The sequence below is a fragment of the Nitrospira sp. M1 genome (assembly GCF_965152605.1).
The window spans coordinates 3,170,656-3,196,270 of record NZ_OZ224217.1 but is presented as its reverse complement, the minus strand read 5'-3'; the positions used below and the strand labels follow the sequence as shown (position 1 = coordinate 3,196,270).

The 25,615-nt window shown below is 45.8% G+C and carries 16 protein-coding genes; all 16 read left to right on the top strand.

The genetic code is table 11. The annotated features are described in order from the left end of the window. Positions 1-101 precede the first annotated feature (101 nt). The 16 genes from ACWHX8_RS14465 (at position 102) to ACWHX8_RS14390 (ending at position 25,586) form a co-directional block, all read left to right on the top strand. Positions 102-1,301, top strand: coding sequence for a glycosyltransferase family 4 protein (locus ACWHX8_RS14465; RefSeq protein WP_447968837.1), 1,200 nt, complete (start codon positions 102-104; stop codon positions 1,299-1,301). Positions 1,302-1,674: 373 nt separating this feature from the next. Beyond that, entirely contained in the window at positions 1,675-2,445 is a 771-nt protein-coding gene (locus ACWHX8_RS14460) for an acyltransferase (RefSeq protein ID WP_447968836.1), read from the top strand. A 50-nt stretch (positions 2,446-2,495) separates the two neighbouring features. Beyond that, positions 2,496-4,457: a dehydrogenase E1 component subunit alpha/beta gene (locus ACWHX8_RS14455; protein ID WP_447968835.1), complete on the top strand. Its 1,962-nt coding sequence runs from the start codon at positions 2,496-2,498 to the stop codon at positions 4,455-4,457. Further along, positions 4,454-5,854, top strand: a complete 1,401-nt coding sequence (locus tag ACWHX8_RS14450) for a 2-oxo acid dehydrogenase subunit E2 (RefSeq protein WP_447968834.1) — start codon at positions 4,454-4,456, stop codon at positions 5,852-5,854. Before ACWHX8_RS14455 ends, ACWHX8_RS14450 begins: the two co-directional genes overlap by 4 nt. A gap of 8 nt (positions 5,855-5,862) precedes the next feature. Further along, complete coding sequence (locus tag ACWHX8_RS14445; protein WP_447968833.1) at positions 5,863-6,543, top strand: 4'-phosphopantetheinyl transferase superfamily protein; 681 nt, start codon at positions 5,863-5,865, stop codon at positions 6,541-6,543. 291 nt (positions 6,544-6,834) lie between these two features. Beyond that, positions 6,835-7,800 carry a lysylphosphatidylglycerol synthase transmembrane domain-containing protein gene (locus tag ACWHX8_RS14440; RefSeq protein WP_447968832.1) on the top strand — a complete coding sequence of 322 codons (966 nt, stop codon included), beginning with the start codon at positions 6,835-6,837 and terminating at the stop codon, positions 7,798-7,800. Between the two features lie 445 nt (positions 7,801-8,245). Next, on the top strand, positions 8,246-9,943 hold the full coding sequence (locus ACWHX8_RS14435) for an FAD-dependent oxidoreductase (protein WP_447968831.1): 1,698 nt from the start codon (positions 8,246-8,248) through the stop codon (positions 9,941-9,943). Beyond that, positions 9,928-11,121 (top strand): glycosyltransferase, encoded by a 1,194-nt coding sequence (locus ACWHX8_RS14430; protein WP_447968830.1) that lies wholly within the window; start codon positions 9,928-9,930, stop codon positions 11,119-11,121. The genes ACWHX8_RS14435 and ACWHX8_RS14430 overlap by 16 nt, the downstream gene beginning before the upstream one ends. Before the next feature lie 16 nt (positions 11,122-11,137). Further along, positions 11,138-12,154 (top strand): NAD-dependent epimerase/dehydratase family protein, encoded by a 1,017-nt coding sequence (locus tag ACWHX8_RS14425; RefSeq protein WP_447968829.1) that lies wholly within the window; start codon positions 11,138-11,140, stop codon positions 12,152-12,154. A 99-nt stretch (positions 12,155-12,253) separates the two neighbouring features. Then, entirely contained in the window at positions 12,254-13,234 is a 981-nt protein-coding gene (locus ACWHX8_RS14420) for an NAD-dependent epimerase/dehydratase family protein (protein ID WP_447968828.1), read from the top strand. A 945-nt stretch (positions 13,235-14,179) separates the two neighbouring features. Further along, positions 14,180-15,316, top strand: a complete 1,137-nt coding sequence (locus ACWHX8_RS14415; protein WP_447968827.1) for a glycosyltransferase family 2 protein — start codon at positions 14,180-14,182, stop codon at positions 15,314-15,316. Between the two features lie 1,331 nt (positions 15,317-16,647). Continuing rightward, positions 16,648-18,291 (top strand): DUF5060 domain-containing protein, encoded by a 1,644-nt coding sequence (locus tag ACWHX8_RS14410; RefSeq protein WP_447968826.1) that lies wholly within the window; start codon positions 16,648-16,650, stop codon positions 18,289-18,291. A gap of 1,018 nt (positions 18,292-19,309) precedes the next feature. After that, the gene (locus ACWHX8_RS14405) at positions 19,310-20,338 is read left to right on the top strand and encodes a sulfotransferase family protein (protein WP_447968825.1); all 1,029 of its coding nucleotides are present in this window, start codon (positions 19,310-19,312) and stop codon (positions 20,336-20,338) included. A 617-nt stretch (positions 20,339-20,955) separates the two neighbouring features. Then, positions 20,956-22,620 carry a DUF5060 domain-containing protein gene (locus ACWHX8_RS14400; RefSeq protein WP_447968824.1) on the top strand — a complete coding sequence of 555 codons (1,665 nt, stop codon included), beginning with the start codon at positions 20,956-20,958 and terminating at the stop codon, positions 22,618-22,620. Between the two features lie 415 nt (positions 22,621-23,035). Then, positions 23,036-24,226, top strand: coding sequence for a hypothetical protein (locus ACWHX8_RS14395; protein ID WP_447968823.1), 1,191 nt, complete (start codon positions 23,036-23,038; stop codon positions 24,224-24,226). Positions 24,227-24,566: 340 nt separating this feature from the next. Beyond that, positions 24,567-25,586 (top strand): NAD-dependent epimerase/dehydratase family protein, encoded by a 1,020-nt coding sequence (locus tag ACWHX8_RS14390; RefSeq protein WP_447968822.1) that lies wholly within the window; start codon positions 24,567-24,569, stop codon positions 25,584-25,586. Positions 25,587-25,615 lie beyond the last annotated feature (29 nt).

The following is a 25,615-nucleotide window of genomic DNA, read 5'->3' as shown; positions in this document are numbered from 1 at the left end:
TTCGCTAAAGAGACTTGGGTTATCGTGCAATCATATGCACTGAATTTTCTAAGAAAGTTTCTGGTTTGATCACGGCTGTGTATGCGTGAGCTTGCTAATCTATGAATATTTTATTCCTTGCCCCTCATCCGTTCTATCAAACTCGAGGCACGCCAATAGCTGTGGATTTGATGTTGCGAGTGCTTTCTGAGCGGAGGGAGTCAGTTGACTTGCTTACGTACCATGAGGGTAGCGATGTGCAGTATGACCAATTGATGGTGCATCGCATTCCCAGGGTTCCGTTTGTCAAAGACATTCCTCCTGGTTTTTCCCTCAAGAAACTTATTGCTGATGGCCTGTTGGCAGTGCGAGCGGTTCAACAATCTTGGAAGAAGCGGTACCATATTGTTCATGCTGTTGAAGAGTCGGTTTTTATTGCGCTGATCCTCAAGCTGCTATTTGGGGTCCCGTATGTGTATGACATGGACTCTTCTTTAGCTCAGCAAATGGTGGAGAAATTTCCAGTGTTACGGCCATGTGCCTTTATCCTCAACTATTTTGAATCAGTTGCGTTAAAACACGCGTTAGTGGTTGTCCCCGTGTGTGATTCTCTTGGGAAAATTGCGTTGAGTCATGGTCACCCTCATGTTCGCACACTCCATGACGTGCCTATGCTTGATAAGAGTCATCCGGTAGAGAGTACCTCTCTTGGCATTAATGTCCAGCAAGATCGATTACGAGTGATGTATGTTGGAAATTTAGAATCCTATCAGGGAATCGACTTACTCTTGGATAGCTTTTCTCTTCTTTCATTACAAGTGGACCATGTTGATTTAGTCATTGTGGGGGGGGCAACAGCTGATATTCAAAAATACCAACAAAAGTCTTACAATTTGGGGATGCAGGAACGAGTATCTTTTTTGGGTCCAAAGCCTATTTACCGACTCGCATCGTTTCTGGCGGAAGCCGACATTTTGGTTTCGCCGCGTATAAAAGGGAATAACACCCCAATGAAGCTGTATTCCTATTTGCAAAGTGGAAAACCTATTGTGGCAACGAACTTGCCAACACATACCCAAGTGCTCAATGAAGAGGTCGGCGTTCTTGCTGAGCCTTCCCCCGATTCCTTTGCTGAAGGCATGCTGAGTTTGGTTCATGACCAAGACCTCGCCCTGAAGGTTGGTTCGGCTGGTAAGCAGTTGGTTGAGCAAAAGTTCAGTTATGCCGCTTTTCGTGAAAAGGTTAATGATCTGTATAGCTTGCTTGAGAAAATGGTGCGGGAAAAATCCGGGAAAAAACATCATCAAGGTAAAGACATTTGAGGTCATGCTCTGGCTTGATAATGGTCTGCCGGTGTTTCTCGTTACGAGAGAACGCGTACCTTCTAATTGTTGAGTCTATGACGAGGGTTACTTATTTTGCATGATGTCTTTACAATAATAATATGAGATATTCATGAGCAATTACCAGTAATGTTGAGTGTGAAGGAAGAACGGAAGGATGTCTGTTTCTCTCTTGATTTTTTACAGTGATTGAGTGGAAGTTCTAAAAGCCCATTGACCAAGGTATAAGTCAGAATAAGTTTGCATGTCTTAGATCTGAGAGTCATGCTTTTTCTTAATCAACAGTTACACATTGCCGATAACAGGGGAATGATGCTCAAAGTGAGTAGAGGAAGATGAAGGTGTGGGTCGTATGATTTCGGCAAAACCCGAGCAGGTGATTGAGAAAAAGTCGCTCGTCAAAAGTTTGGCAGAACCAGAGACCTCTGCCTTGAAGAAGTACCAAATGTTTTTTGTGGGTTCTCCCAGTTTTAGCGCATTGCTTAAGTTTGAATTTTTGACGGTACTGTTTGGCCCACTACCGGGAGCGGTTGGTCTGTTGCTCCGAAAGCAGTTTTTTCCTTCGTTGTGCAAAAAAGTCGGAGCTGGAGTGGTGTGGGGGAGAAGTATTTCCCTCCGTCATCCAGGAAATGTTGAGCTTGGTGATCGTGTGGCGATTGATGATTATTGTTTGGTCGATGCGAAGGGCGGCGAAGCCCATGGGATAAAAATTGGGAATGATGTGTTGATTGCACGGAGTTCGATTATCCAAGCGAAAAATGGTCCAATTGAGATCGGTGACTCTTGTTCAATTGGGAGTCAATGCCAGTTGAGCTCGGTTGGTGGGATTACCTTAGGTCGGTCGGTCATGATGGCTGGGCAATGCTATATTGGTGGCGGGCGGTATCATACCGCAGACAGGCAGATTCCTATGATGGAGCAGGGGCTGTACTCTCAAGGTCCCGTTGTCATTGGAAACGACGTCTGGATCGGCTCCGGTGTGATTGTTCAAGATGGTGTGAGAATTGGTAATGGATGTGTCATTGGATCGGGTGCCGTGGTGACGGAAGATATTCCTGACTTTGCGATTGTCATTCCTAATAGGAAGCTCCTCTTTCTTTCACGAGGGGAGTCCTTGGCATAGTTCCTATTCTTGAATCATGCGAGTTTTTCATTTAACGAAACGGGTACGCGATGATTTCTGAAAAATCAACACAGGTTGGCCTTCATCTTCACGCAAAGGCGATCCTTATTCGAAGTGTCGAGCAGAGGCTGCTTGAGTTATTTAAGGAGGGACGGCTGTTTGGGACTGTGCACACCTGTATTGGTCAAGAATGGACTGGAGTGGCAGTCAGTGAGGCGTTACAAGATGAAGACCTGATTTTCAGTAACCATCGATGCCATGGTCATTATTTAGCCAAAACTGGTGACGTTGAAGGTCTGATTGGTGAAATCATGGGAAAGCAGAACGGCATGTGTGGTGGTCGGGGAGGGAGTCAGCACATCTGTTCGCAGGGATTCTACAGTAACGGAATTCAAGGTGGCATTGTTCCGGTAGCTGCAGGTCTTGCCATGGCTCAAAAAATGACAAGAACGGGTTGTATTTCGGTGGTGTTCATTGGAGATGGAACCTTGGGTGAAGGCGCACTCTACGAAACGATGAATATTGTGTCTAAATGGGAATTGCCATTACTCGTTGTGCTGGAAAATAATTACTATGCTCAGAGCACGTCTCAGCATCAGACCTTGGCCGGTAATATCCTCGCACGTGGTGAAGCGTTTGGGATCAAGAGTGCTCATGCCAACACTTGGGAAACAGAAGAGCTTATGATAACGGCTGCCAGCTCTGTTCAGTATGTCCGAGACGAATGCCGGCCGCTCTTTTTGCAAATTGACACTTATCGGCTTATGGCTCACTCCAAAGGTGACGACGATCGGGACCCGGAGGAAGTCAAAGAATATTGGGCCAAAGATCCCATTGAACTCTTCCGTCAGCAGACCACTCCGAAGGAAATCGAAGAGATTGATCGACAGATCCAAGTGAGCATTGATGCAGCGGTGTCTCGGTCCGATGCGACGCCCTATTCAGCAGAGAGTGAAGTGAGCGACGAGGAGACCGCTTCGACTTCTGTTGAGTGGACGCCGACGCAGATTCAATCGACTGAACGGATGGTCAATGCGATACATCTCTCGCTGCAGCGTAATATGCAACGGAATGACAAGATTATCTTGATAGGGGAAGATATTGAAGGGCCCTATGGTGGAGCTTTCAAGGTTACCAAGAACCTGAGTCAAGAGTTTCCAGGGCGCGTTCGAAACACGCCAATTAGCGAATCGGCATTAGTGGGGTTAGGTAATGGGCTGGCACTCAACGGATTACTCCCTGTGTGCGAAGTAATGTTTGGTGACTTTCTGGGTTTGGCATTCGATCAACTGTTAAACCACGCCTCAAAATTTCGCTATATGTATAACGAGCAAGTGCGTGTGCCTTTGGTTGTGCGAACCCCTATGGGAGGGAAGCGTGGCTATGGGCCGACGCATAGTCAAAGTATCGAGAAGCATTTCATGGGCCTGCCAGGGACTCGAATGTTATCCCTTCATTCTCGATTTGATCCTGGGCTTGTCTATGATGAAGTCTTTTCGTCCATTGATCGGCCTACTATTATTATTGAAAATAAATTGCTCTATGGTCTTCGTGTTACCGATCAGGTTCCCAGCGGATTTTCGCTTGAACATAGTCATGAGCAATTCCCCACGACGCGTATACGTCCGTTGAGCACCCCTGATCTTACAGTGTTGTGTTACGGCGGTATGCTGATCGATGTCGAGCGTGCGATCCAGCAATTGTGTGATGAGCATGAGGTGTTGTGTGAAGTCATTTGTCCTCTCCAGTTATATCCCTTCAACCCTTGGCCGGTGATGGAATCACTCCAAACAACGCGTAGGCTGATGATTGTGGAAGAGGGAATCAGTTTTGCCGCTCTTGGGTCTGAACTGTTGGCTCAGATTGCCGAGCATCAGCCAGATCTTCTTGAGCACGTGTGTCGTGTCTCGTCACCGAAGCACCCAATTCCGTCTAGCGGACCTCTTGAGAAGGAATGTTTACCTGGTGAAAGTCATGTAGTGACAACGGCCTTAAAAATGATGAATCTATGAACAGTATTCCAGTCATTATTCCGCAGGACAATGTGAACGACGAATCCGTGACCTTGCTGTCTTGGTCTGTTGCCAATGGAGAGTCCGTGTCTCAAGGGCAAACGATCGCTGAAATCGAGACAAGCAAGGCCGTGATGGAAATAGAAGCCCCAGCTGCTGGAATTCTAGAATATTCGCTTGAGCCAGGTAGCGACATCGATGTTGGAGCCTTGTTATGCAGGATTCGAGGTGAAGCACAAGAACGTGAAGCAGGGAGCGAGTCGCCTATCACGGGAGACGTGTCGGTCTCTTCGGTCGATGCCAATACAAACGGTCAAGGTTCTAAGGCTCTTTCCGCAAACGAAGGTATCCAGACTCACTTTACAAAGAAAGCTCACGCATTGTTAGCGCAACGTGGCCTCCCACTTGAGCGTTTTGCTGGTCGAGGGCTCGTTCGGACAAAAGATATCCTGCTTGAATTAGGTGAAGTGTCTTCTGCGCAGACTCAGCCTTCTGCGCCACGAACTGTTGTTCGAGGCGAACGGTCGATCTCACCTGTATCACCGACCCCGGCGTTTGGCATTCCATTTCGAACGGAAAAGTTATCAAAAAGCAAACGAACCGAAATCGGGTATTTGGCATCAGGCTCTCAGAATGCATTGCCGAGCGTGATAACGGTGGCTGTTCCAACCAGAGGTCTTCGAGCGGCAGTTGAGCAGCATAAGCATATTGATGCATCGGCCACAGCCGTGATTCTTTTTGAAGTCGCGCGTTTGCTGCGTCACTATCCATGGTTTAATGCGTTTTATCAAGATGGACATGTAAATGTGTATGACGAAGTGAATATAGGGTTTGCCATTGATGGAGATTTTGGCTTGAAGGTTCCGGTGATCCGCACTGCGGATACAAAAAGTATTGCTGAGATTACCAATGAGATCCAAGAATTGATGGTTGCGTACCTTGGGAATACGCTCTCCAGTGCCAATCTTCAGGGTGGTACGTGTACGGTGACTGATTTGTCAGGCGAGGGAGTCTTTGCGTTTCATCCGCTTCTCAATCAGGGGCAATCAGCGATCCTGGGTGTTGGAGGAGAGTTTTTCCCACCAGGAAGTCGCGAAGGAGTCTTTAACCTGATATTAGCGTTTGATCATCAAGTATCCGAGGGACGTCAAGCAGCCAAGTTTTTACGCGAACTTGGTGAACATCTTCAGGCATATGAGGCTGCCCTTGCTGGAGCTTCGTCTAGCGATCAAGACGCAGAAGACGTAAGCAAGCTCAGTTGTGCACGTTGCCTCACTCCGCTTGCCAATATTCAAGAATGGGATAAATTTGAACATTGGGATCACTTTATGGTCCCAATGGTGAAGCCTGACGGACAGCGTGGATATTTGTGTAGTGTCTGCGTGAGGGGGTGGTAGGCATTCGTATGGAACAGGAACTGAAACAAGTCGTTGCCGAGTTGTTTGATACGGACCTTCAGCAAATCACCGCTGATTTTCTCTTATCCACAAGGCGCATGCAAGGCTCCTTGGCCAGGGCGAAGCTTGATGCGGCCATCCGACATCGTCTTGGGGTGAAATGTCGTGGAGTCTATTCGGCTCAAACCTATGGTGAATTGCAAGAAGCTGTGCTTGGGGGTTCTGCCAACGGTGCCGAGACGCATGCATCTGCCTCGAACGGTTTGGCTGTGACGAATACGGAGACTTCTGTGGCGGTGGCAGCCAATCGTATTGGGACGGCACCTGTGCTCAGTTGCGGAATTGATATTGAAATGGTCGAAAGCTTTCCTGAGGTGGACGACTATTGGAAGGACTCCTTTTATACAAGCTCATTTTCATCCGTTGAGATTGCCTATTGTCTTCTGCAAGAACATCCCCGTATGCATTTTGCAGCTCGCTGGTGCGCAAAAGAAGCACTTAAAAAATGCCAACCGTTGTATCTCCACGAAGAAATGAATCATCTTGAGTTATTGTCTCCTGATGAGGGCCCACCAATTTTTCGACATTATCGACATGGAACGTTCGTCTCCATCCCTTTTGCTGTGAGCATGTCCCATACTCAACACATGGCTATTGCGATGGTTGTGACGCAGGTCGCGTTGCCCTGACTACGTACGGTGCTGAAATTGTCGTTGAGTGTCTTTGATCCCACGGCGTGTGGTCGGCACTCATTTTTCCACGATTCATGTTACATGTCATGAGTGTATAGAAAATTTTTCATCTGAGCACGCCGTGTAACGAACGTAGCACGAATAGTCGATTCTATTTCGTCGGTATGGACATATGAGTGGTGTAATGCGTGGGACATTTAATCTGTGATGCTGACGCTATACTTTGCTTCAGAGAAAGATCATGACATCTATGCAGGATGGTCGTATGTGCGAATTGGACCATAGGCAATGAACTACGCCTTTTGGTTTCGTATCGTGGTGAGTCTTGTTGTCACGCTTGTTCTCATTCAAGCGATTGACTGGGAAGCCTTTCCCGGGATGGACGACATTAGTTTCGGCTATCTGTTTGGTGCTGGGTTACTGGTCATTCTCAATCGATTGCTGAATGCCTATCGGTGGTATCTTCTCATTAATCAATTGTCTTCGAGTGTAAAGCTTCGTGAAGTAGTGGGAATTTATTTTAAAAGCGCATTTGTTGGGCTTGTGATGCCGTCAAGTGTCGGTGGTGAATTTTTAAAGGGTTATGGGCTCATGAAGTCAGGGTCTGGAGCTATTGATTCGTTTTCGTCGATCTTTATGGAAAGAGTTCTGGGGCTCATCTCCTTGCTAGGATCCGCGTTGATAGGCTTTTTGTTTTTAAATATTCAATTGGACGAAATGCACGAATTGACGATTGGTCGAGTGTTTGGGGTTTTTTTGATTGTGATGATTGGAGGTCTTATTGCTTGTTATTTTCTTGTTCCTTGGGTTGAGGAACGACTGAATCCTCAGTCTAAGTTTGCCTCGTTGATACTGAAGCTACGTCATGCTTTTCTCTTTTACCAAAAAATCAAAGCTCGCTTGTTTTTGGCTTTTCTGCTGTCTTTTTGCATCCAAGGATTTCGTATTTTTGGTGCCTGGTTGGTTGGCTTAGGATTAGGCTTGTCAGTAGAACTCGCGTATTATGTCTTGTTCATTCCGATCATTTCGCTGATTAGCATGATCCCTATTTCCATTGCAGGTCTTGGGGTTCAGGAGGGTGCGTATGTCTATTTTTTTTCGTTGACGGGAACGAACGCAACGATCATTCTTACGATGGCATTAGTGTTGCGGTTTTTATTGATTTTTGCTGTTTTGCCTGGAGGCATTCTTTACTTACGGGAAGGACTTTGGAAGAACTCAAAGCTGAACGAAACGGTCAAACCGCAGATATAACGGTCAATACTGGATCATGTCAGATCGTGTGCGACTTGTAGTCTGTTGACACGTCTCTTTACTGAGGAAATGGACTATCGAACGTAGAAGCCTTGCCGATTCTGTCTTGTTCTCTGTCATTTAAGGCAGGATTCTGTGTGGCATCTTTTTTCATGTGTCGGAAAGGCTACTGCGTGCTTCAATGCAATGGAGGGTTCCTAGTTTCGTATTCATTGAATTCGTTATCCTGTATTGTTATTTGGATGCACAGCGTTATGCGACGGTTGGCTAGAGAGGTGAGGGGAACGTCTGGCGTGTATTTGCTTAGGTAGTAATGATCGAAAGACTATTCCCAGGAAATGCGGAATATGGTATGAGATAACTCGACTTGCCATGATGGCTTACCCCTTACTTTACCCGCAAAATTTGAATGACTATTCGATATCGTTAATCTACTAAAAAAGTTATGAATCGAGCCGTCGAAGACACCGTGCGCACAGAATATGATGTGTTGGTTATTGGGGGCGGGATTTATGGGGCCTGTGTCGCTCGTGATGCCGCACTTCGTGGTTTGAAAGTCATTCTTTTGGAAAAAGGTGACTTCGGTCATGCGACATCGAGCAATAGCCACAAGATTATTCATGGTGGATTGCGGTACTTGCAACATGGGAATCTCCCTCGCATGAGAGAGTCGATTCAGGAACGACGCACGTTGGTGCGAATTGCTCCTCATCTTGTCAAGCCCATGCCGTTTCTTATCCCGACCTATCAACATATTGGAGCGAAGAAATTTCTGTTGCGATTGGCATTAATGGCCAATGATCTCATTGCCTTTGATCGAAATCGTGATTTGCCCAAGACCGCTCATTTTCCTTCAAGCCGTGTGATGTCCTGCAAGCAATCCTTGGCGCATTGTTCGGTGATGAATCAATCGAAGTTGACTGGTGGAGCCTATTATTATGATGCGCAAGTCCATAACTCTGAGCGTCTGCTCCTTTCAATGCTGCAGTCCGCTCACACTGCAGGAGCCAATTCGCTTAATTATGTCAAAGTTTTGAAGCTTCTTGCCAGTCACGGTTCTGTTGTTGGAGTGCAAGCTGAGGATATGCTGACTCATACTCAGATAGAAGTTCGGGCTAAGTGCATCGTCAATTGTGGCGGGCCATGGGTGGCTTGGTTAGGGGCATTGGGAAGCCGTTCATCTACCCCGTTTCAGGTTCCATTACTTAAGGCTGTGGTTCTTATAACCGATTCTATAGTAGATCGAGTGGCTCTCGGTGTTCCGAGCCCGTATTCGTATGTGGATGCCGACGCGGTCATGAATAAAGGGTGTCGATATTTCTTTATTACTCCATGGCGTAATCGATCGTTAGTCGGAACCTTTCAATCACGATATGATGGAAATCCTGATGATCTTGGTGTGACAGAGAATGAAATTGAGGCTCATGTCAGAGAAGTGAACGAGAGTCTACCTGGAGTCAAACTGACTCGAAACGCTGTACATTTTGTTAATAGTGGGCTTCTGCCGAGAAATGAAACCTCTCATCCCAATGCAGACGTTCAGTTAGCGAAACATTCCGTAATTTATGATCATGAAAAAATTGATGATGTCAAAGGAATGGTTTCCGTAAACGGTGTCAAGTTCACCACGGCGCGAGCCGTGGCAGAAAAGGCTGTGGACCTTGTGTGCCAGAAACTCGGAAAGAAAGCGATACCGTGTACGACGGCGACGGTCCCGGTGTACGGGGGGGATATGGCTTGTCATGCTGATGTCTTTCAGCAGGCCATGGCTCAGAAGCCGAGCAATCTGTCTCAGGAGTCCGTCCAACATATCGTTGACACGTATGGGTCTCAATTTTCGGAAATCTTTCAGTATTGTCACGACGATAGGAAATTGAGTTCTCCTATTACGACGGATGTGCCGATCATCCAAGCGGAGGTTGTCCATAGTGTCAGAAAGGAAATGGCTCAGACTTTGAGTGATGTGGTGTTTCGACGCACGGAACTTGGTACCGTTGGATATCCCGGAGTTGACTGTCTGCAGCAATGTGTCATGCTTATGTCGCAAGAATTGAACTGGGATGAATCCAGGGTACAGCGGGAATTATGTGAGACGAATGCAGAGTATGAACGAAGAGGAGCCGGCCCATGCATGGGGAATTAACGTCTAACCGGATTCTTGTCATTGCGCCCACGCCATTTTTTGCGGATCGAGGGTGTCATGTTCGGATTCTTGGAGAGATCAAAGCCTTAAAGAGTCAGGGGTATGTTGTACAGCTGTGTACTTATCATTTGGGAAGAGATATCGACGGTATCGATACGATTCGAACGTTAACGATTCCTTGGTATAATAAATTGTCAGCCGGTCCTTCTATTCATAAATTCTATATTGATGCCTTATTGTTATGGAAGGTATTTCAGGTCTGTCGATCGTTTCGCCCGAATATTCTTCATGCGCATTTGCATGAGGGGATTGTGATCGGGAAGCTTGCAAGCTTGTGGTACAACATACCGATGGTTGCTGATTTGCAGGGAAGTTTGACGGAAGAAGTTCTGGATCACGGGTTCCTGCCACGTTGGAACTGGCTGGCAAATGTCGTACGGTGGATAGAGAAAAAAGTGAATGCCATGCCATGTCATTTGATTACCAGCGCCTCTCGTACAGCTCAACAGGTTACAGAAATCTTTGGGATGACGAATGTTTCAACTATTGGAGATGGTGTTGATCTGGATGTGTTTTCTCGTCAGCCTGAAGATCTCGAGCTCAAAGCCAAGCTTGGGATTGCTTCAGATGACAAAGTGGTCGTGTTTATTGGCGTGTTGACGGCGTATCAAGGCATTGATTTGTTATTAGATATGGCCGTATTGGTGCTCAAGGATGTTCCGACGGCAAAATTTCTGATTATTGGGTTCCCTGAAGAGCTATATCGGAAAAAAGCCGTGGCGATGGGACTGGGCGAACGGGTGATCTTTACCGGAAAAATCGAATATGCGGACGCTCCCAAGTATCTGTCGCTAGGGAGCGTGTCCGTTTCACCGAAGGTGTCGTCATCCGAGGCGAATTTAAAATTATTTACATACATGGCGTTGGGTCTTCCCTGCGTCGTGTTCGATAATCCAGTCAATCGAGAAATTCTAGGTAATTTGGGTGTCTATGCTGAAAATAATGACCTTATAACTTTTTCTAAAATGATAGTCGAACTGTTAACCGATTGCGAGCGAGCACGTCAACTTGGCGAACATTGTTATCAAAAAGCGTCTTCTGAGTATTCATGGGACGCTGTTGGGTATCAGTTGCGTGAAGTCTATGGAAAACATGCGGCGGTAGCGCCTATTTTGTAAAGGGAGGATGCACACAATGGCTGATACAGTACTGGTCACTGGAGGGGCGGGCTTTATTGGATCGCATGTTGCTGATGCACTCCTGACCCGCGGCTTGTCTGTTGTTGTGTTGGACGATTTAAGCGGAGGGTTCCGTGAAAATGTTCCCGACGGTGCTGAATTTGTTGAAGGGAGTATTGTCAACACTCAACTGATTCAGGAGTTATTTACGACACACAATTTTACCTATGTCTATCATCTTGCCGCCTATGCGGCTGAGGGATTAAGTCATTTTATAAAAAAATTCAATTATGAGAATAATTTGATTGGAAGCATTAATCTCATAAATGCCTCCGTCAATCATGGAGTGAAGTGTCTGGTCTTTACGTCATCAATCGCGGTGTATGGGCAGAATCAGTTGCCGATGACTGAAGACATGGTCCCCGTTCCTGAGGATTCATACGGGATTGCGAAATTGGCCGTTGAACAAGATTTGCAAGCGAGTCACGAGATATTTGGCCTCGACTATGTCATGTTTCGACCACATAATGTCTATGGTGAACGACAGAATATTGGTGATCGTTATCGGAATGTTGTTGGCATCTTTATGAATCAGCTGATGCAGGGGCAGCCGATGACAATATTTGGTGATGGCCAACAAAGTCGAGCGTTTTCTTATATTCAGGATGTGGCTCCGATCATTGCCGGCTCTCCGTTTAATGCGCGTGCGCTGAACCAAGTGTTCAATGTGGGAGCTGAAACTCCACATACGGTCAATGAATTAGCAGAAATTGTGGCGAAGGCCATGAAGTGTGAGAAGGCGATTTCATACTTAGATGCGCGAAATGAAGTGTTGCATGCTTTTTCAAGCCATAACAAGCTGCACGATGTATTTGGCGATTCTCCTAAAGTAACCTTGGATGATGGAGTTCATCGAATGGCGGCGTGGGCTAAAAAGGTTGGCGCAAAGCGAGGAAAGACGTTTGACGGCGTCGAGATCCTAAAAAATATGCCAAAGAGTTGGAGAGAGGCATTGTCTGAGAGTTCTCGATAGTATGGGTTTTGAAAGGCACTTCTTTGCCATGGTCTGTCCTGTCTCGTATGTCTCTCGTGTATTGTATTGCCTAAAAATCTGTCAGATGGGAAATACGTTGTGAAGGTGCTTGTGACTGGAGGGACAGGTTTTACCGGTGGCCATTTGTGTGCAGAGTTGGTTACGCAAGGCTATCATGTCCGGAGTTTGGTACGACAAGAGAGTCAGACTGAGGAATTAGAGAAGCTCAACGTTGAAATTGTCAGGGGTGACCTGTGTAACCCTGACTCGTTTCGGAATGCGGTGCATGGCGTCGACATAGTGTTTCATATTGCAGCGTTATTCCGGCAGCAAGGAGTCGGGCCCGAAGTCTTTCGTCAGGTGAATGCGGAGAGCGTGGAGCATTTGCTCAAGGCATCAATTGAACATGGTGTGTCGAGATTTGTGCATTGCAGTACAGTTGGCGTTCATGGGCATGTTACGCAATCACCTGCGAATGAACGTACACCATTCGGTCCTGGAGATATTTACCAAGAAACCAAATTGCAGGGGGAAAATATTGCACGACGTTACATGGACGAGAGACGATTACCGGTCACGATCATACGTCCTGCGGGCATCTATGGTCCGGGAGACATGCGATTTCTCAAACTGTTTCGAGCGATTCATAAACGTCGATTTGTCATGATTGGCGCTGGGACCGTGAACTATCACTTTACCTATATTGATGATTTGGTTGACGGGATTATCTTGAGTGGTCGATCGGAACAGGCAATTGGTCAAACGTATATATTAGGCGGAAAAGAATATGTGCCTCTTAATCAATTGGTGACCATGATAGCCGATGAGTTGCACGTGAAACCTCCTGGACTACGGCTTCCCATGTGGCCGGTGTATGCAGCAGGTTTTGCGTGTGAAGTTCTCTGTAAGCCATTTGGTCTTGAGCCTCCGTTATACCGAAGGCGTATCGATTTCTTTAAAAAAAATAGAGCATTCGATATTTCTAAAGCGACACAAGAGCTTGGTTTTCAACCAAAGGTCACCTTACAAGAAGGCATTCGGCGAACAGCTGCTTGGTACAAGCAGCAAGGGTATCTTTGAGCTGTTGCGACATTGATCGGAAGCCAGGTTTTTCTTATGACGCTGTAAATGGTACAGAATTATAAGCTTACGGATAGAGTCATATTTACACAGTTTATTGTCTCTGCCAATGAACAGATGATTCATTGGCAGGGTTTTGCGAATAATTCTTTGCTGATTCCTCTCCACGGTGAGTAGATCATTGTTGGACATTTTCATTCTGGCCTGAACAAAACAATGAAGATTGTAGGCAATAAAATTTCACATTCTGAAGACCGTAAGTTCTTCTCGGCAACTTCTCGTATCATAATGATTGAGTCTCTACATGTAGCCGAATTAAACCGTTTTCCCGCCTTGGCATAGGCACCATACTGTCCTAGTGCCGTTCGAGTGTCTTTCTATATTCCTTGCAGACGCTACGTGCTGCCACCGCAACGAAGTTTCTCGAAACTCAAAATACCCCTGCCCAGTCTTGTGTCTGGTATTCTCGGCAATGGCTAAAGGAGTTTTTGAGCAAATACGTTATGGTCAGTCGTGTGTTGGCATCTCTGAGTTTTTGCGGGAGTGTCTGCCGTCCTGCGGTATCACTTGCTCCTTATTGAAAAGGGCTTCATGCAATGACTGTTTAAATCACGTACTTTAGGATGCAGTTCTCTAATGTCTCATCCTATGTCTATTCTTGTCGGTTATGAAAATTTAACCTGTTGTACTGTGTTGTCCTGGGGGAATCGGATTTGGCAATCTTCGATTCTAGATTATGTATTATCTCACTGGAAGCTGGTGTGTGTTTTTTCGGGTGAGAGCATTTCTTCAACGTATTGAGAGAAGATCCTCTTTACATAATGAGGTGTCTGGGGCAGAATTTTATCAATAGGCATCGCCATGGTTCTCACTGAGTAATTGCTTTTTTGGTCGTGTGGTGAGTGGAAGGAAAATCTTATAGGAGAGTGTGGTGAAGCACATATCATGTCTGCATTATCTCAAAGCTTCGCATCGTTTCCTGTAGAAATCAGTGTTGCTGTTCTTAGTTACAATGCTGAAGATCGCATCAAAAAATGTTTGAATGCGATCAATGAACAAACTCGCCTTCCGAATGAAATTCTCGTCATAGACAATGCTTCGACCGATCAGACGGTTCAAATAGTTGAACGAGAATTTCCTCATATAGAACTCAAACGGATTCAATCCAACACGGGTTGTAGTGGAGGGCGTAATCGTCAAGTTTCATATGCAAAGTATCCGTATGTGATGTTGGTTGATGATGACGTTTTTCTGTCACCTACCTGCCTGGAAGAGCTTGAGCGCGCGGTTCAGCAATTTCCGGAGGCGACAATTTGGTCGCCACGTGTTTGTTATGAGCAGGATGAAGGCCGGATACAAATGGATGGCGTGTTCCTTCATTTTATTGGAGAAGCCGTATTAATCAATCCGGAACGGAGGTTGAATGGTCATGAATTGGGAAAATCTCATGTACGTGCTTCCAATCAAGAGATGTCTGATGCTTCGGTGAATGGGGCGGCACTGCCAGAGGAGCCGTTTCTCATTTCGTCACAAGGCGGCGTAGCGTTTCTCATCAAAAAAGAAGTGGTCTTACATATGGGTGGCTATGACGAAAGCTATTTTTTTGGTCGAACGGATGGAGAATTCTCTTTTCGACTTACTTTGTCGGGACACCAAATTTATTCCGTCCCACGCGCCATTGTGTATCACCGAATGAAAAAAAGAGGGTTGAAGCAAGTTGAGCGTCAAGTGAGAAATCGTTGGTTGTTAATTCTGCAAACATATTCATGGAAAACTTTAGTCGTGCTTATTCCGGCTTTGCTGGTGTATGAGGTGAGCGTTGTGGCTTTTCTTGCCCTCAAAGGAAGATTGCCCCAATATTTTAAGGCTAATTGGCAAGTATTGCAGATGTTTCCGCAGACATTGGAAAAGCGAAGGAAGGTTCAGGCAATAAAATGTCGGTCTGATAGCAATATTCTCTCGAGTGGATTTATTAATATTCGTGCCGATCTGTTATCGAATCCGCTTTTCAGAACCGTTCACCGTACTATGAATGTATTCTTTAAAAGCTACTGGATTTTTGCAAAGCGATTGATTGAATGAGAGTGAGGGGATAGTCGTACGTTCGATAGCCGTGCATATGCCATGGACTAATTCATTCATTGAGGTATTGAGAGAAGTGGAGCCTGCGAGTGTCTACGCACACTTTTTCTGTCGTTCCCCTTGCATGAGCAGACTGTGAGTGTTGTGCAAGGACCATTTCGAGGTCATGTTATCTATGTCATGAGGTGGCTTATTGTGTAGGGAACGATGGATCATCATCGTGTCATTGATAGTCCCAAGTGTACTGTAGAAACCGGTCATCCCCGTTAGAGAGCAAAGATTTTCTCCCAGTTGGTAAAACCATTGAGTTGTGGTTTGTCATCCTTCCGCCAGAGGTCGTTGTATTGCCTCCGGGTTTTCCCTCTTTATCTGGGAATCTTCACTAGACTTGAATGATTGGAATGAAAATCAGTTGAAATCGTTTTGAGGGAATTATTTTTGATTTTTGCGATTATCAGTAGTGAGTGCATAAATACGTAGTAACGTTGAATGTTTACCCCACCAGTAATAGGTCCACTCTGGTGATATACTGAATTTTCATAGTGGGTAAATCTGTTTGTGAGAATAGAATTTCTGTAAATTTCTGTTGCAAGATGTCAATTTATGTCAAATAGGGCTACGGAAATGTGTTGTATTTGATGAGATTCCCTGAAAATGCTGAGTATTGTGGGTGGTATATTTATTGCTATTTCATTTGCCTCAAACGCATTCGGATAAAGTTCCACAGTAAATAGAGCATATCAAAATGTGCATTCTGTCAAAATAATTTACAGATTTTAAAGCCTAGGTCGTATTTTTTTACAGTGCGGAATGTACATATTTGAGGGAGCGAATGCTCGTGGTTGAAAAATTGGGTTTGAGTTCTTAATGGCTATTCATGCTTCCTATTCGTGTGTGTATACGTTTGGCATGGTGAAACCAAATTGTGCATTGTCAATAATTCCTCAAATGGGTCCAACGACAGAATTTTCTGGTAGATGGTGCATTGAAAGAGTGTACACTCAAGTAGTCGTAAGAAAATCGTAAAACGACAAGCTGGGTGTTGGCAGCAATCTATGTGTGTCGGTAGCCAGTCCTTTGGACCCTCTACATGTGTAGGATTGACGTGTGGGGCTGTAAGTATTGTCCAACGGAATTTCGAATACTGTGTTAAAGAAGATCTTCTTTTGTACTTCTTCTACCACAATATTGCGTATTTATTAAGATTTTTATAGGTTTGCCGATAAAAACATTTGGTGGGAACCAGGTATTGATTGAGAAATTTTTTAATAATGAGAGAGACGTAAGCGGTCGATCTTTTCTTACGAAACTTCCAACTATGGAGAGTGACATTGAATATTTTAAGAGCTGGTAAGAATGCGCGACGATGGGGGGCAACAAAAATTGTTCTGTGTGCCTGGGTTGTCTTGTCCTCAATTCCTTCCTTTGCAATGGCAGATGTGGGCCTGTATGACACGTGGTGGAAAGAGATAAAAAACTCAAAAAGTTATAACAATCCTTTTAACTACAATGAGATTAATCTCAAGGTGACATATACTTCTCCGAGTGGTCAGAACATCAATTTCTTTGGTTTTTATGATGGCGATGGGAGGGGGGGACAGAATGGAGATGTCTGGAAGCTCAGATTTATGCCGGATAAGGTGGGTACATGGAGGTACACTTATAGTTGGACTGATGGAACTTCGGGTGGATCGGGAAGTTTCAAAGTCGTCGATACGGGAAAGCCAGGCCCTTTAAAAATCGCCTCTGATAATTCATGGTATTTTATGGATTCACGTGGTAAGCCATTTCATTTTCGTGGGTATGATCTTCATCATGTTGGACCGGAAATTCATACATCGAAAACATGGGCAAACTCTTCTTCGACCTATATCGACATCATGAACAATAAAATGAGCGCTCGCGGGTATAACATGGCCATGGTGGATTCTCCCTCCGATTCCGGGCGGTCGCGGAGCTGGTGGAAGAATGGGCAGAAAGATGTCTTCGACCTGGGCGTATGGCGTGATTACGAAAAAATCTTGCTCCATGCAATCAACAAGAAGATATATGTTTTTCCTTTTGATGGATTTGTCTCTCAAGGGAATAAAGGGCATATGACTGATGTGTTCATCCATTATATGGTAGCCCGTTTTGGTGCCTATCCGTCCTATATGGGATTTTCTCCTACTTGGGAATGGACTGATATTTGGAGTGCTTCACAAGTCAATCAATTCATGAAGCAGGTCCATAATTGGCATCCTTTCGCCCCGTTGTTGACGGCGCACGACTGTGCAAAGAGTGATTTTCAGGGCTGGCTTGATTTCTCAATGCGTCAATCGGCCAATCCAAGTCACCCGACACGAGATATCTTTTCCGCTAATTCGCGCACGTCAGGTCAAAGTCAAGGTAGTTGCAATACCACTGGTGGGGTCGCCAGTGCCTTTCGAAATAAACCGATTATTGGTTCTGAGGAAGTATGGGAGTTGCCCGGCGGGAATTTCGGAGAGCCGCGAAATCGAAAGGAAGTTCGACGAGCCGCATGGGGCATTATGATGGCCGGGGTCATGCCACTGTATTCTGAGTGGACAAAGTGGAGTAACAATCCAGGTAATATGCCTGGTGAGCCCGATATCCGACGCATGTTTGACTTCTTTTATTCCAAAACACAGTACCGGAAGTACAAGCAGCTTAACTCACTTGTTTCAAAATCGAATCGGCAGATTGCGTTTGGAAAGGAAGGTCTGGAATATTTAGTCTATGACGAAAATGGCGGGTCGATCACCATTAATTTGTCTGGCGCTGGTGGGTCAAATACTTTTGATGTGCTCTGGTTTAATCCTACAACAGGTGCAACGCAGAATGGAGGGAAGGTAAAAGGGGGGGCATCTCGAACCCTGCATTCGCCCATTTCAGGTGATACCGTGCTTCTGCTTACCAAGGGTGAGGCTGACACGACACCTCCGGCGGCGCCGACTGGTCTCAGATTAAATTAGTCACCTAGTTCATGGTTTGATACGAAGTTTCATCGTGCCCATCTTCACCATGGTTATATAGTGTGGCGTGTGGGCGAAGGCCTGTTTTGTCTCGGTCGGCAACAGTTCACGCAGCCGGTCGGGGTAGGTTTTGCGTTCCGCACAAGGTCGAGTGGTCCGTTGCTTCGAATAGAAGGCACGAAGGCTAACCTGCCTCATCAGTTGCTGCACCCATTCGTGATTGCCTCGATGCCTATGTCGCTGGCTGGAGTTCAATTCACAACCACCTACTCCCCTGGATGAGGCATTGGAGAGTACGCTCATTCAAGACATGTCTCAGGGGTGGACTTTTTTTGACAAGGATTTGGTTGAAAACCGTCTTTGTCGTTACTACGTTTTTGCATGCCGCTTTTGCCGGAGGTCCTCATCGTGGGCCGCATCCAACTGTGTTCCTGCCTATATGCTCTCTGCCTTTGTCGCTATCTGACCTTTCCTCATCTGGCTCTGCTTTGTATGTATCGTAGTCGCGTGGTCAATTTTACCAAGGTGCAAGCATTTTGTTCACCGTCGCTTTAAACGTTGGGGTATGGTAGCGTCAAGATTGTGTCCTGCGTCTTTCTTAGTTAGTATCATCTGTTGTCTTGTGTAGAGCGTATTCTCCCGGGCCATCGTGCAAATTTTTTGGACTCTTTCCATTGGCGTCTCCCACGAAGAATCTGCAAGCAAGCGATTAGCTTGACAGTACATCAAATAGAATTCACGAAATCTGTAATATATGGCTGCCATTGTTGATGAGGGTTGCAAGTCGATGAATGCGCGACCTAATATTGACCGGTTTGTCAAAAAATGTCGTTTCCCAGGCTCCAAGATCCTCAGTCGTTGGGTGACCGTCATGAAATCGCATGGGGCTTGGATCTATTTCTGGAATACGCCAACGGGTCATTCTTGATTTTTTTAACGGTTTTTGACGTAAGGTCACGTATTATATTTTATGCTATCTGGTAACTCGGTCCATTCATTGAATGGGAAAGAGGATGTCATGCTCTCTATCGTGCGAGAGAAGAGCAATTATCCATTTTTTATTTTCGGGTGTCCTCGGTCAGGATCTTCGTTGTTGAGCCGGATGTTGAATGCCCATCCGCGTTTAGCGGTTCCTTTCGAGTCGCATCTGTTTAGTATGTTTTATCCTTTGCTTCCATACTATGGAGATCTATGCAAGGCTGAAGTCTTGGAGCAATTGGTCTGTGACATTCTTGCTACGGATGTCATGAAGGACTGGTCTCCTCCCGTGAAAAAAAATCAGGTGTTGTCGCTGATACGTGTCAACAATTTCGGAGGCATTATGGATGCTGTCATGCGATCGTGGGCACAGACGCAGCAGAAACAGCGATGGGGTGACAAAACGCCTTGGCATGTTCAGTATTGGCCGCAAATTCTTCAGTATTTCCCGCACACGAAATTTATTCATATCGTCCGCGATGGACGAGATGTTGCCATTTCTTTGTTCCGCGCGCGTTTTGGCCCGAAGACGGTCTATGGGGCCGCTCGGCAATGGGATAACTATATACGGGACGTTGAACGTCTTAAACGAGCTGTTTCAGAGCAGAATTTTTACCAAATACGCTATGAAGATCTTTTACAGGATCCCGAATACACGCTTGTAGGAATTTGTGATTTCTTACATGAAGAATATACACCCCATATGTTGGAGTTTTACAAAAATCCTGACCTGTATAAAACGGACCAGACCAATATGCATAACCTTTCGAAGCCATTGTTACATCACAATACCATGAAGTGGCGGGCTGAGATGACAGAACGTGATCTTTGTGTTTTTGAAGCCGTGGCCCAGAGCACCTTACGTCAGCAGCGATATGAGGTTGTGTGTGAAAATCCGCGTCTCTCTCAATTTCAGATTGTATTTTCTCGTTTTCTTGTTGGGCCATCAAAAAAAGTGATAGCGCTACTGAGAAATCGAAAAGGGCAAATCGATGCCATGATTCGTTGGCGGATTATGGCGCGTGTCATGATTGTTGACCGAATTCTTCGTGCATTTCGATCCAGGTAGAATGAAAAGAATCGTCCATGCACATTTTACCATACGAAAGAGTGAACTCACTTGCTATCTTCATGAAAGTGCAACGTTGTGCGGGGCGTAATCGGGCGTGTTCTTGGCGTGTTTGTGCAACCGACTCAAGAATGGATTGTCGTAGCTTCTTCTATCCCCAGGTGACTTGAGCGAGTCGAGTGTTGATTCTGTTGCCTGAGTCAATCAACGCAAGTCGTGTTGACTGTCCTCAACGTTGTATCACTCTCTATCCCGCAATCTATCCGTTGTCGTGCACTGCCCAAAATTACTCAATGCTATTGTGTGGTGACAATGTCTAGCAAGATCCTCAATCTCGTTAGTATGCCCTCAAGCCGTTCCCGTTATTGACCGCCTTCTCAGCACTGGCCAGGATCGTGAGGTCCATGTCAATTTCTCCCCATGATTGAGATCATTTAGTCGCAAGTATTAAGAATTTTGTGAAGTGACCGAATGATAAATATAGACGAAACAATAACAATGTATTGTATTTGCTTGTTACTAGGTAATTGACCATTCTTCTTACTTAAATCCCTACCCCTCGCAGGAGTATCATTGTGAAGATCAATAATACGTGTTTCTTGAATTGTCGCAGAACTATGGCCATTGTCCTGGCAAGCTTCATCGTCGTGATCATGATGCAGAGCATGACATGGGGAATGAGTCAGGTTGGGCTGTATGATGTATGGGAACGTCAGGTTATCAATACCAAGAAATATTCAAACCCGTTTGACTACAACGTCATTGAACTACAGGCCACATTTACTTCTCCAAGTGGCAAGAAATTCAATTTTTTTGGGTTTTATGATGGTAACGGCAATGGTGGGCAAACCGGGGATGTGTGGAAGCTCCGATTTATGCCGGACAAAGTTGGTACATGGAAATATACCTATCGCTGGACGGATGGCACGTCTGGAGGTTCTGGCAGCTTTCAAGTTGTGGATACTGGGTTGCCGGGACCTCTAAAGGTTGCCTCCGACAATTCATGGTATTTTGAAAATGCTCGTGGACGAGCCTTTGACTTGCGTGGCTACGATGTCCATCAAGTGGCGACGTTTGCGCCGAGAGGGAATCCCTATACTGGTGACCGCTCTTGGTTTAAGAATATCATTCAGAAAGATTTAGCGGAAAAAGGGTATAACTTTACGATGATTAGTTTGCCGGCCGATCGCGTGGATACGCATGTTCCCTTCAAGGCGGAGACATTGTGGGTGAATGAACAGGAAACCAAAGTCTTTGATGTGTCGGTTTGGCAAGGTGTCGATTCGATATTAGGCATGCTGAAAGACAAGAAAATTTATACTATTACATTTGCCGGCATGATTTTTCATAATAATGCGGTCACGCCTCGAACGCGACCAGGGGGTGTGTACAATTTTAACGACTTCAAAGTGCTGATCAAGTATTTTGTTGCACGATACGGTGCATTTTATAATTTTTTGGGTTGGTCGCCAGCCTGGGAATGGCATGATGCTTGGACAAAGAGTGAAGTCAATACCATTATGGCGCAAGTAGACAGTTGGGATCCGTTTGACCGGCTCTATAGCATTCATGACTGTTCTCACAATGGTTTTTCCTGGCTTGATTTTTCGATGCGACAAACAGGGAGTCGTAGTGTATTTGATGGAAATGCTCGACAAGCCAACTGGACTCAGTTTGGTGATCGACACGCCATTTGTGGATCAAGCTCGGGGGTTGGGTCCAAATTTGTCAATCAGCCGATTGTCGGAAGTGAAGATCTTTGGGAAGGGACCCTCAAGGGTCAACCAAGGAATGGGACGGAAGTTCGTCGTGGAGCTTGGGGAGGGTTGCTGGCAGGTGTGATGCCGTTGTACTCCGAGTGGAATAAATGGCTCAAGTCGGGTGGCGGCGGACAAGGGGAACCCTACATTCGCCGAATGCTTGATTTCGTGTATTCGAAGACTCAGTATCGTCAATACAAACAACTCAATGGGTTAGTCTCGAAGTCAAGTCGACAGGTTGCTTCGGGGAAAGAGGGGCAGGAATACTTGGTCTATGATGAAAATGGTGGGGATATCGTCATTGATTTGTCTGACGCTGGAGGATCAAACACTTTTGATGTCCTTTGGTATAATCCGACATCCGGGTCTACGAAAGATGGTGGCAAGGTGAATGGTGGAGCATCGAGAACGCTGCATTCCCCAATTTCAGGGGATACCGTCTTGCTGCTCACCAAGGGGAAGGCTGATACTACACCACCGAAGGCTCCAACAAAACTTTCGATTCGATCGGTAGAGCGTTAATAGTCTATAAAATGATGGACACGTCAAGTGACACGTAAAGTATCCAGTATTTTTGACGTGGGACTTGGCGTGTTCTTGTGAAAACCAAGGGTCTCCATCCTGATCATAGAGGAAATTATTTAAGCTATTTTTTCGAACTGGTGGTCCGACGGTCGGATTATGCATGTCAGTGTTATTTTCACTGAATTATTGGGCTACATTTATTAAGTGTAAGTGCTTAATTTCCGTATGTATATTCCCATATAACGTTTTGATGGGTATCTTTTTCAACGAAAAGCTCTGTGTTGTTGTGACCGCCCGGGAATTGAGTCGAGAAGTTATATTTCGTTCATGCTATGATTTATTCATACAAACATCTGAAATCTCTGATTAACCACTGAATAGACGTCAGTTCTTACTGAATCAGGGGAAAATAATGAAGGGGAAGGGTTCATTCCGAAAGGCAGGAATTATCTTTGTCGTGTTGTGTTTGTGCGGCATTGTCTCTTTCACGCTTGTTGAGGCAAGCTTGAGGGTTTTGGGGATTTCTTATCCTGTCTTCCATATGTATGACCCAATTCGTGGAAAAGGCTTATTGCCTGGAAAAGAAGGATGGTATCGCTCTGAAGGAGCGGCATATATTCGAATCAATTCCGCCGGCTTTCGAGATCGTGAGCATATTGTGGAAAAGAAGCCTGGTGTTTATCGGATTGCCGTGTTGGGCGATTCGTATATGGAAGCACGTCAGGTTGCGCTTGAGGATTCATTTGTCCGGCGGTTGGAAGTTTATCTGCAAGCCTGTGATACGCATCCGTACCAAAAAATTGAGACATTGGGATTTGGGCAAGGCGGCTACTCCACGACCGATGAGCTTCTCACGCTGAAGCATCATGTGTGGCCGTACAGTCCGGATATGGTGCTGACGGCCTTTTTCCATGGCAACGATTTAGTGGATAATTTTCCAAAGATTAATACCTGTGAAGGTGGCCACTGTCCCGATATCCGGCGTCCATTTTATTATAGGAAGAATGGTGAATTGACGTTGGATACGTCATTTTCGCAATGGACATTCGATTCATTTAAGGATCGGATGCTGCTCGTTGGGGTGCAGTATTCTCGCACCCTTGAAATGCTCAATCAGGCTTCCCGTGTGTTGAACAACTGGCGCGTTCAACATAATACCGATTATGCGTTTAAGGAGACCGGTTTGTCGGAGTGGGTCTACGCTCCCCCCAGTCTTCCTGTGCATAAGGACGCCTGGAGGTTGACGGAAGATATTCTTGGTTTACTCAATCAAGAGATCCTGGAGCATCATGCTCAGCCATACTGGATGCTAGTCACTAACCCCAGTCAAGTTGACCCTATTCAGCGACAAGCTCTGCGACAGCGTCTTGGCGTTGAAACATTAGATTATCCAGAACAACGAATCATGAAACTTGGTGAAAGCCTGCATGTGCCGGTTATCCCTCTTGTGTATGCTTTTCAACAATATGCTGATGAACAGCAGGAATATCTGCATGGTTTTCCAAACTATCGAATGGGCGCAGGACATTGGAATGAAAAAGGCCATGATCTTGCCGCTCGTCTTGTTGCCGCTAACGTGTGTACCTACCTGTCGACACCATAAGGGCACCTGGTGTGCTCGTCTGCTGAGTGGCCCAAAGAAGATTCTTGTTCGTGCTTGTGCTAGTATCATGAGGGATGCATTGCCTTATTGTTGAATTGGGCTGATTGTATACTGTTCGTCGCTACTCTCGATTCCTTGCTGCTTTCCCTTGGCATTGCGAAGTCATATTCGTCACCTGCAGGAGGTGATGTGAAACGATGGCACCATGATAGAGAATGGGCTGTAAGTCATGGATGATGAAACTTCTCAGGCGCTCAAGGAGCGTAGTCCAAGTTTTTCTGTGGATTGTCTTATGCAACGTTTTCATGTGCGTGCAAAGAAACGCTAACGAGATAACAGTATGGTGAATCTGAACTCTCTTGTTGGGAAACGGGTACTGGTCACTGGCGCAACCGGTTTTGTGGGCGGGCATTTAACACGCCGGCTGGTGAATGATGGAGCGTGTGTTCGTGTACTTGTGCGAAAAAGCAGTGATCAGACGGTCGTCGACGGTCTGCAGTCGCTCGGAGCTGAAGTGATCTATGGAGATATTACTGATCAAGCGGCGGTGCATGATGCGGTCAAGTCTATGGAATATATCTTTCATATTGCGGCGCTCTTTCGTTCGGCAAAACACGGGGATCGTATCTATTACGATATAAACGTCGAAGGAACCCGAAACGTTCTTGATGCCGCAGAACATGCGTCCGTGCAACGGGTTCTCCACTGCAGTACGGTGGGAGTGCATAGTCATATCCCACAGCCTCCTGCAGCAGAAGACGAAGACTACCGTCCAGGAGATATATATCAGTTAACGAAATGCGAAGGCGAAAAACTAGCTCGTGAACGGTTTGCCTCTGGCCGTGTTGTTGGGACGATTGTGCGGCCTGCCATGATTTGGGGACAGGGAGATACGCGAACGTTAAAACTCTATAAAGGGGTCGCACATCGACGGTTTCCAATTATTGGAAATGGCAAAACACTGACGCATTGGGTTGACGTGAATGATTTAGTTGATGGGTTTCTCTTAGCGGCTGAAAATGAAGCAGCCAAGGGGCAGACCTACATTTTTGCAGGAGAGCGGCCAGTTTCTATTTCTGAGTTAGTTGTGACGATTAGTCGCGTTGCGGGTGTGAAGCCATGGCCATTCAAAGTGCCTGCCTTACCCATTCAGCTCCTTGGTTCACTCACCGAGTCTATCTGTAAGCCAATTGGTATTGAGCCGATATTGCATAGGCGGCGAGTAGATTTTTTTACCAAAACACGTTCGTTTGACACCTCAAAGGCCAAAAAAGAATTGGGGTTCCGTCCTCGGTTAACGTTTGAAGCTGAAGTCGAAAAAATATTTCAGTGGTACCAGACTCAAGGCTGGTTGGCGTAAGCGAGACGCATTGTCCGTGCTTGCTCCTA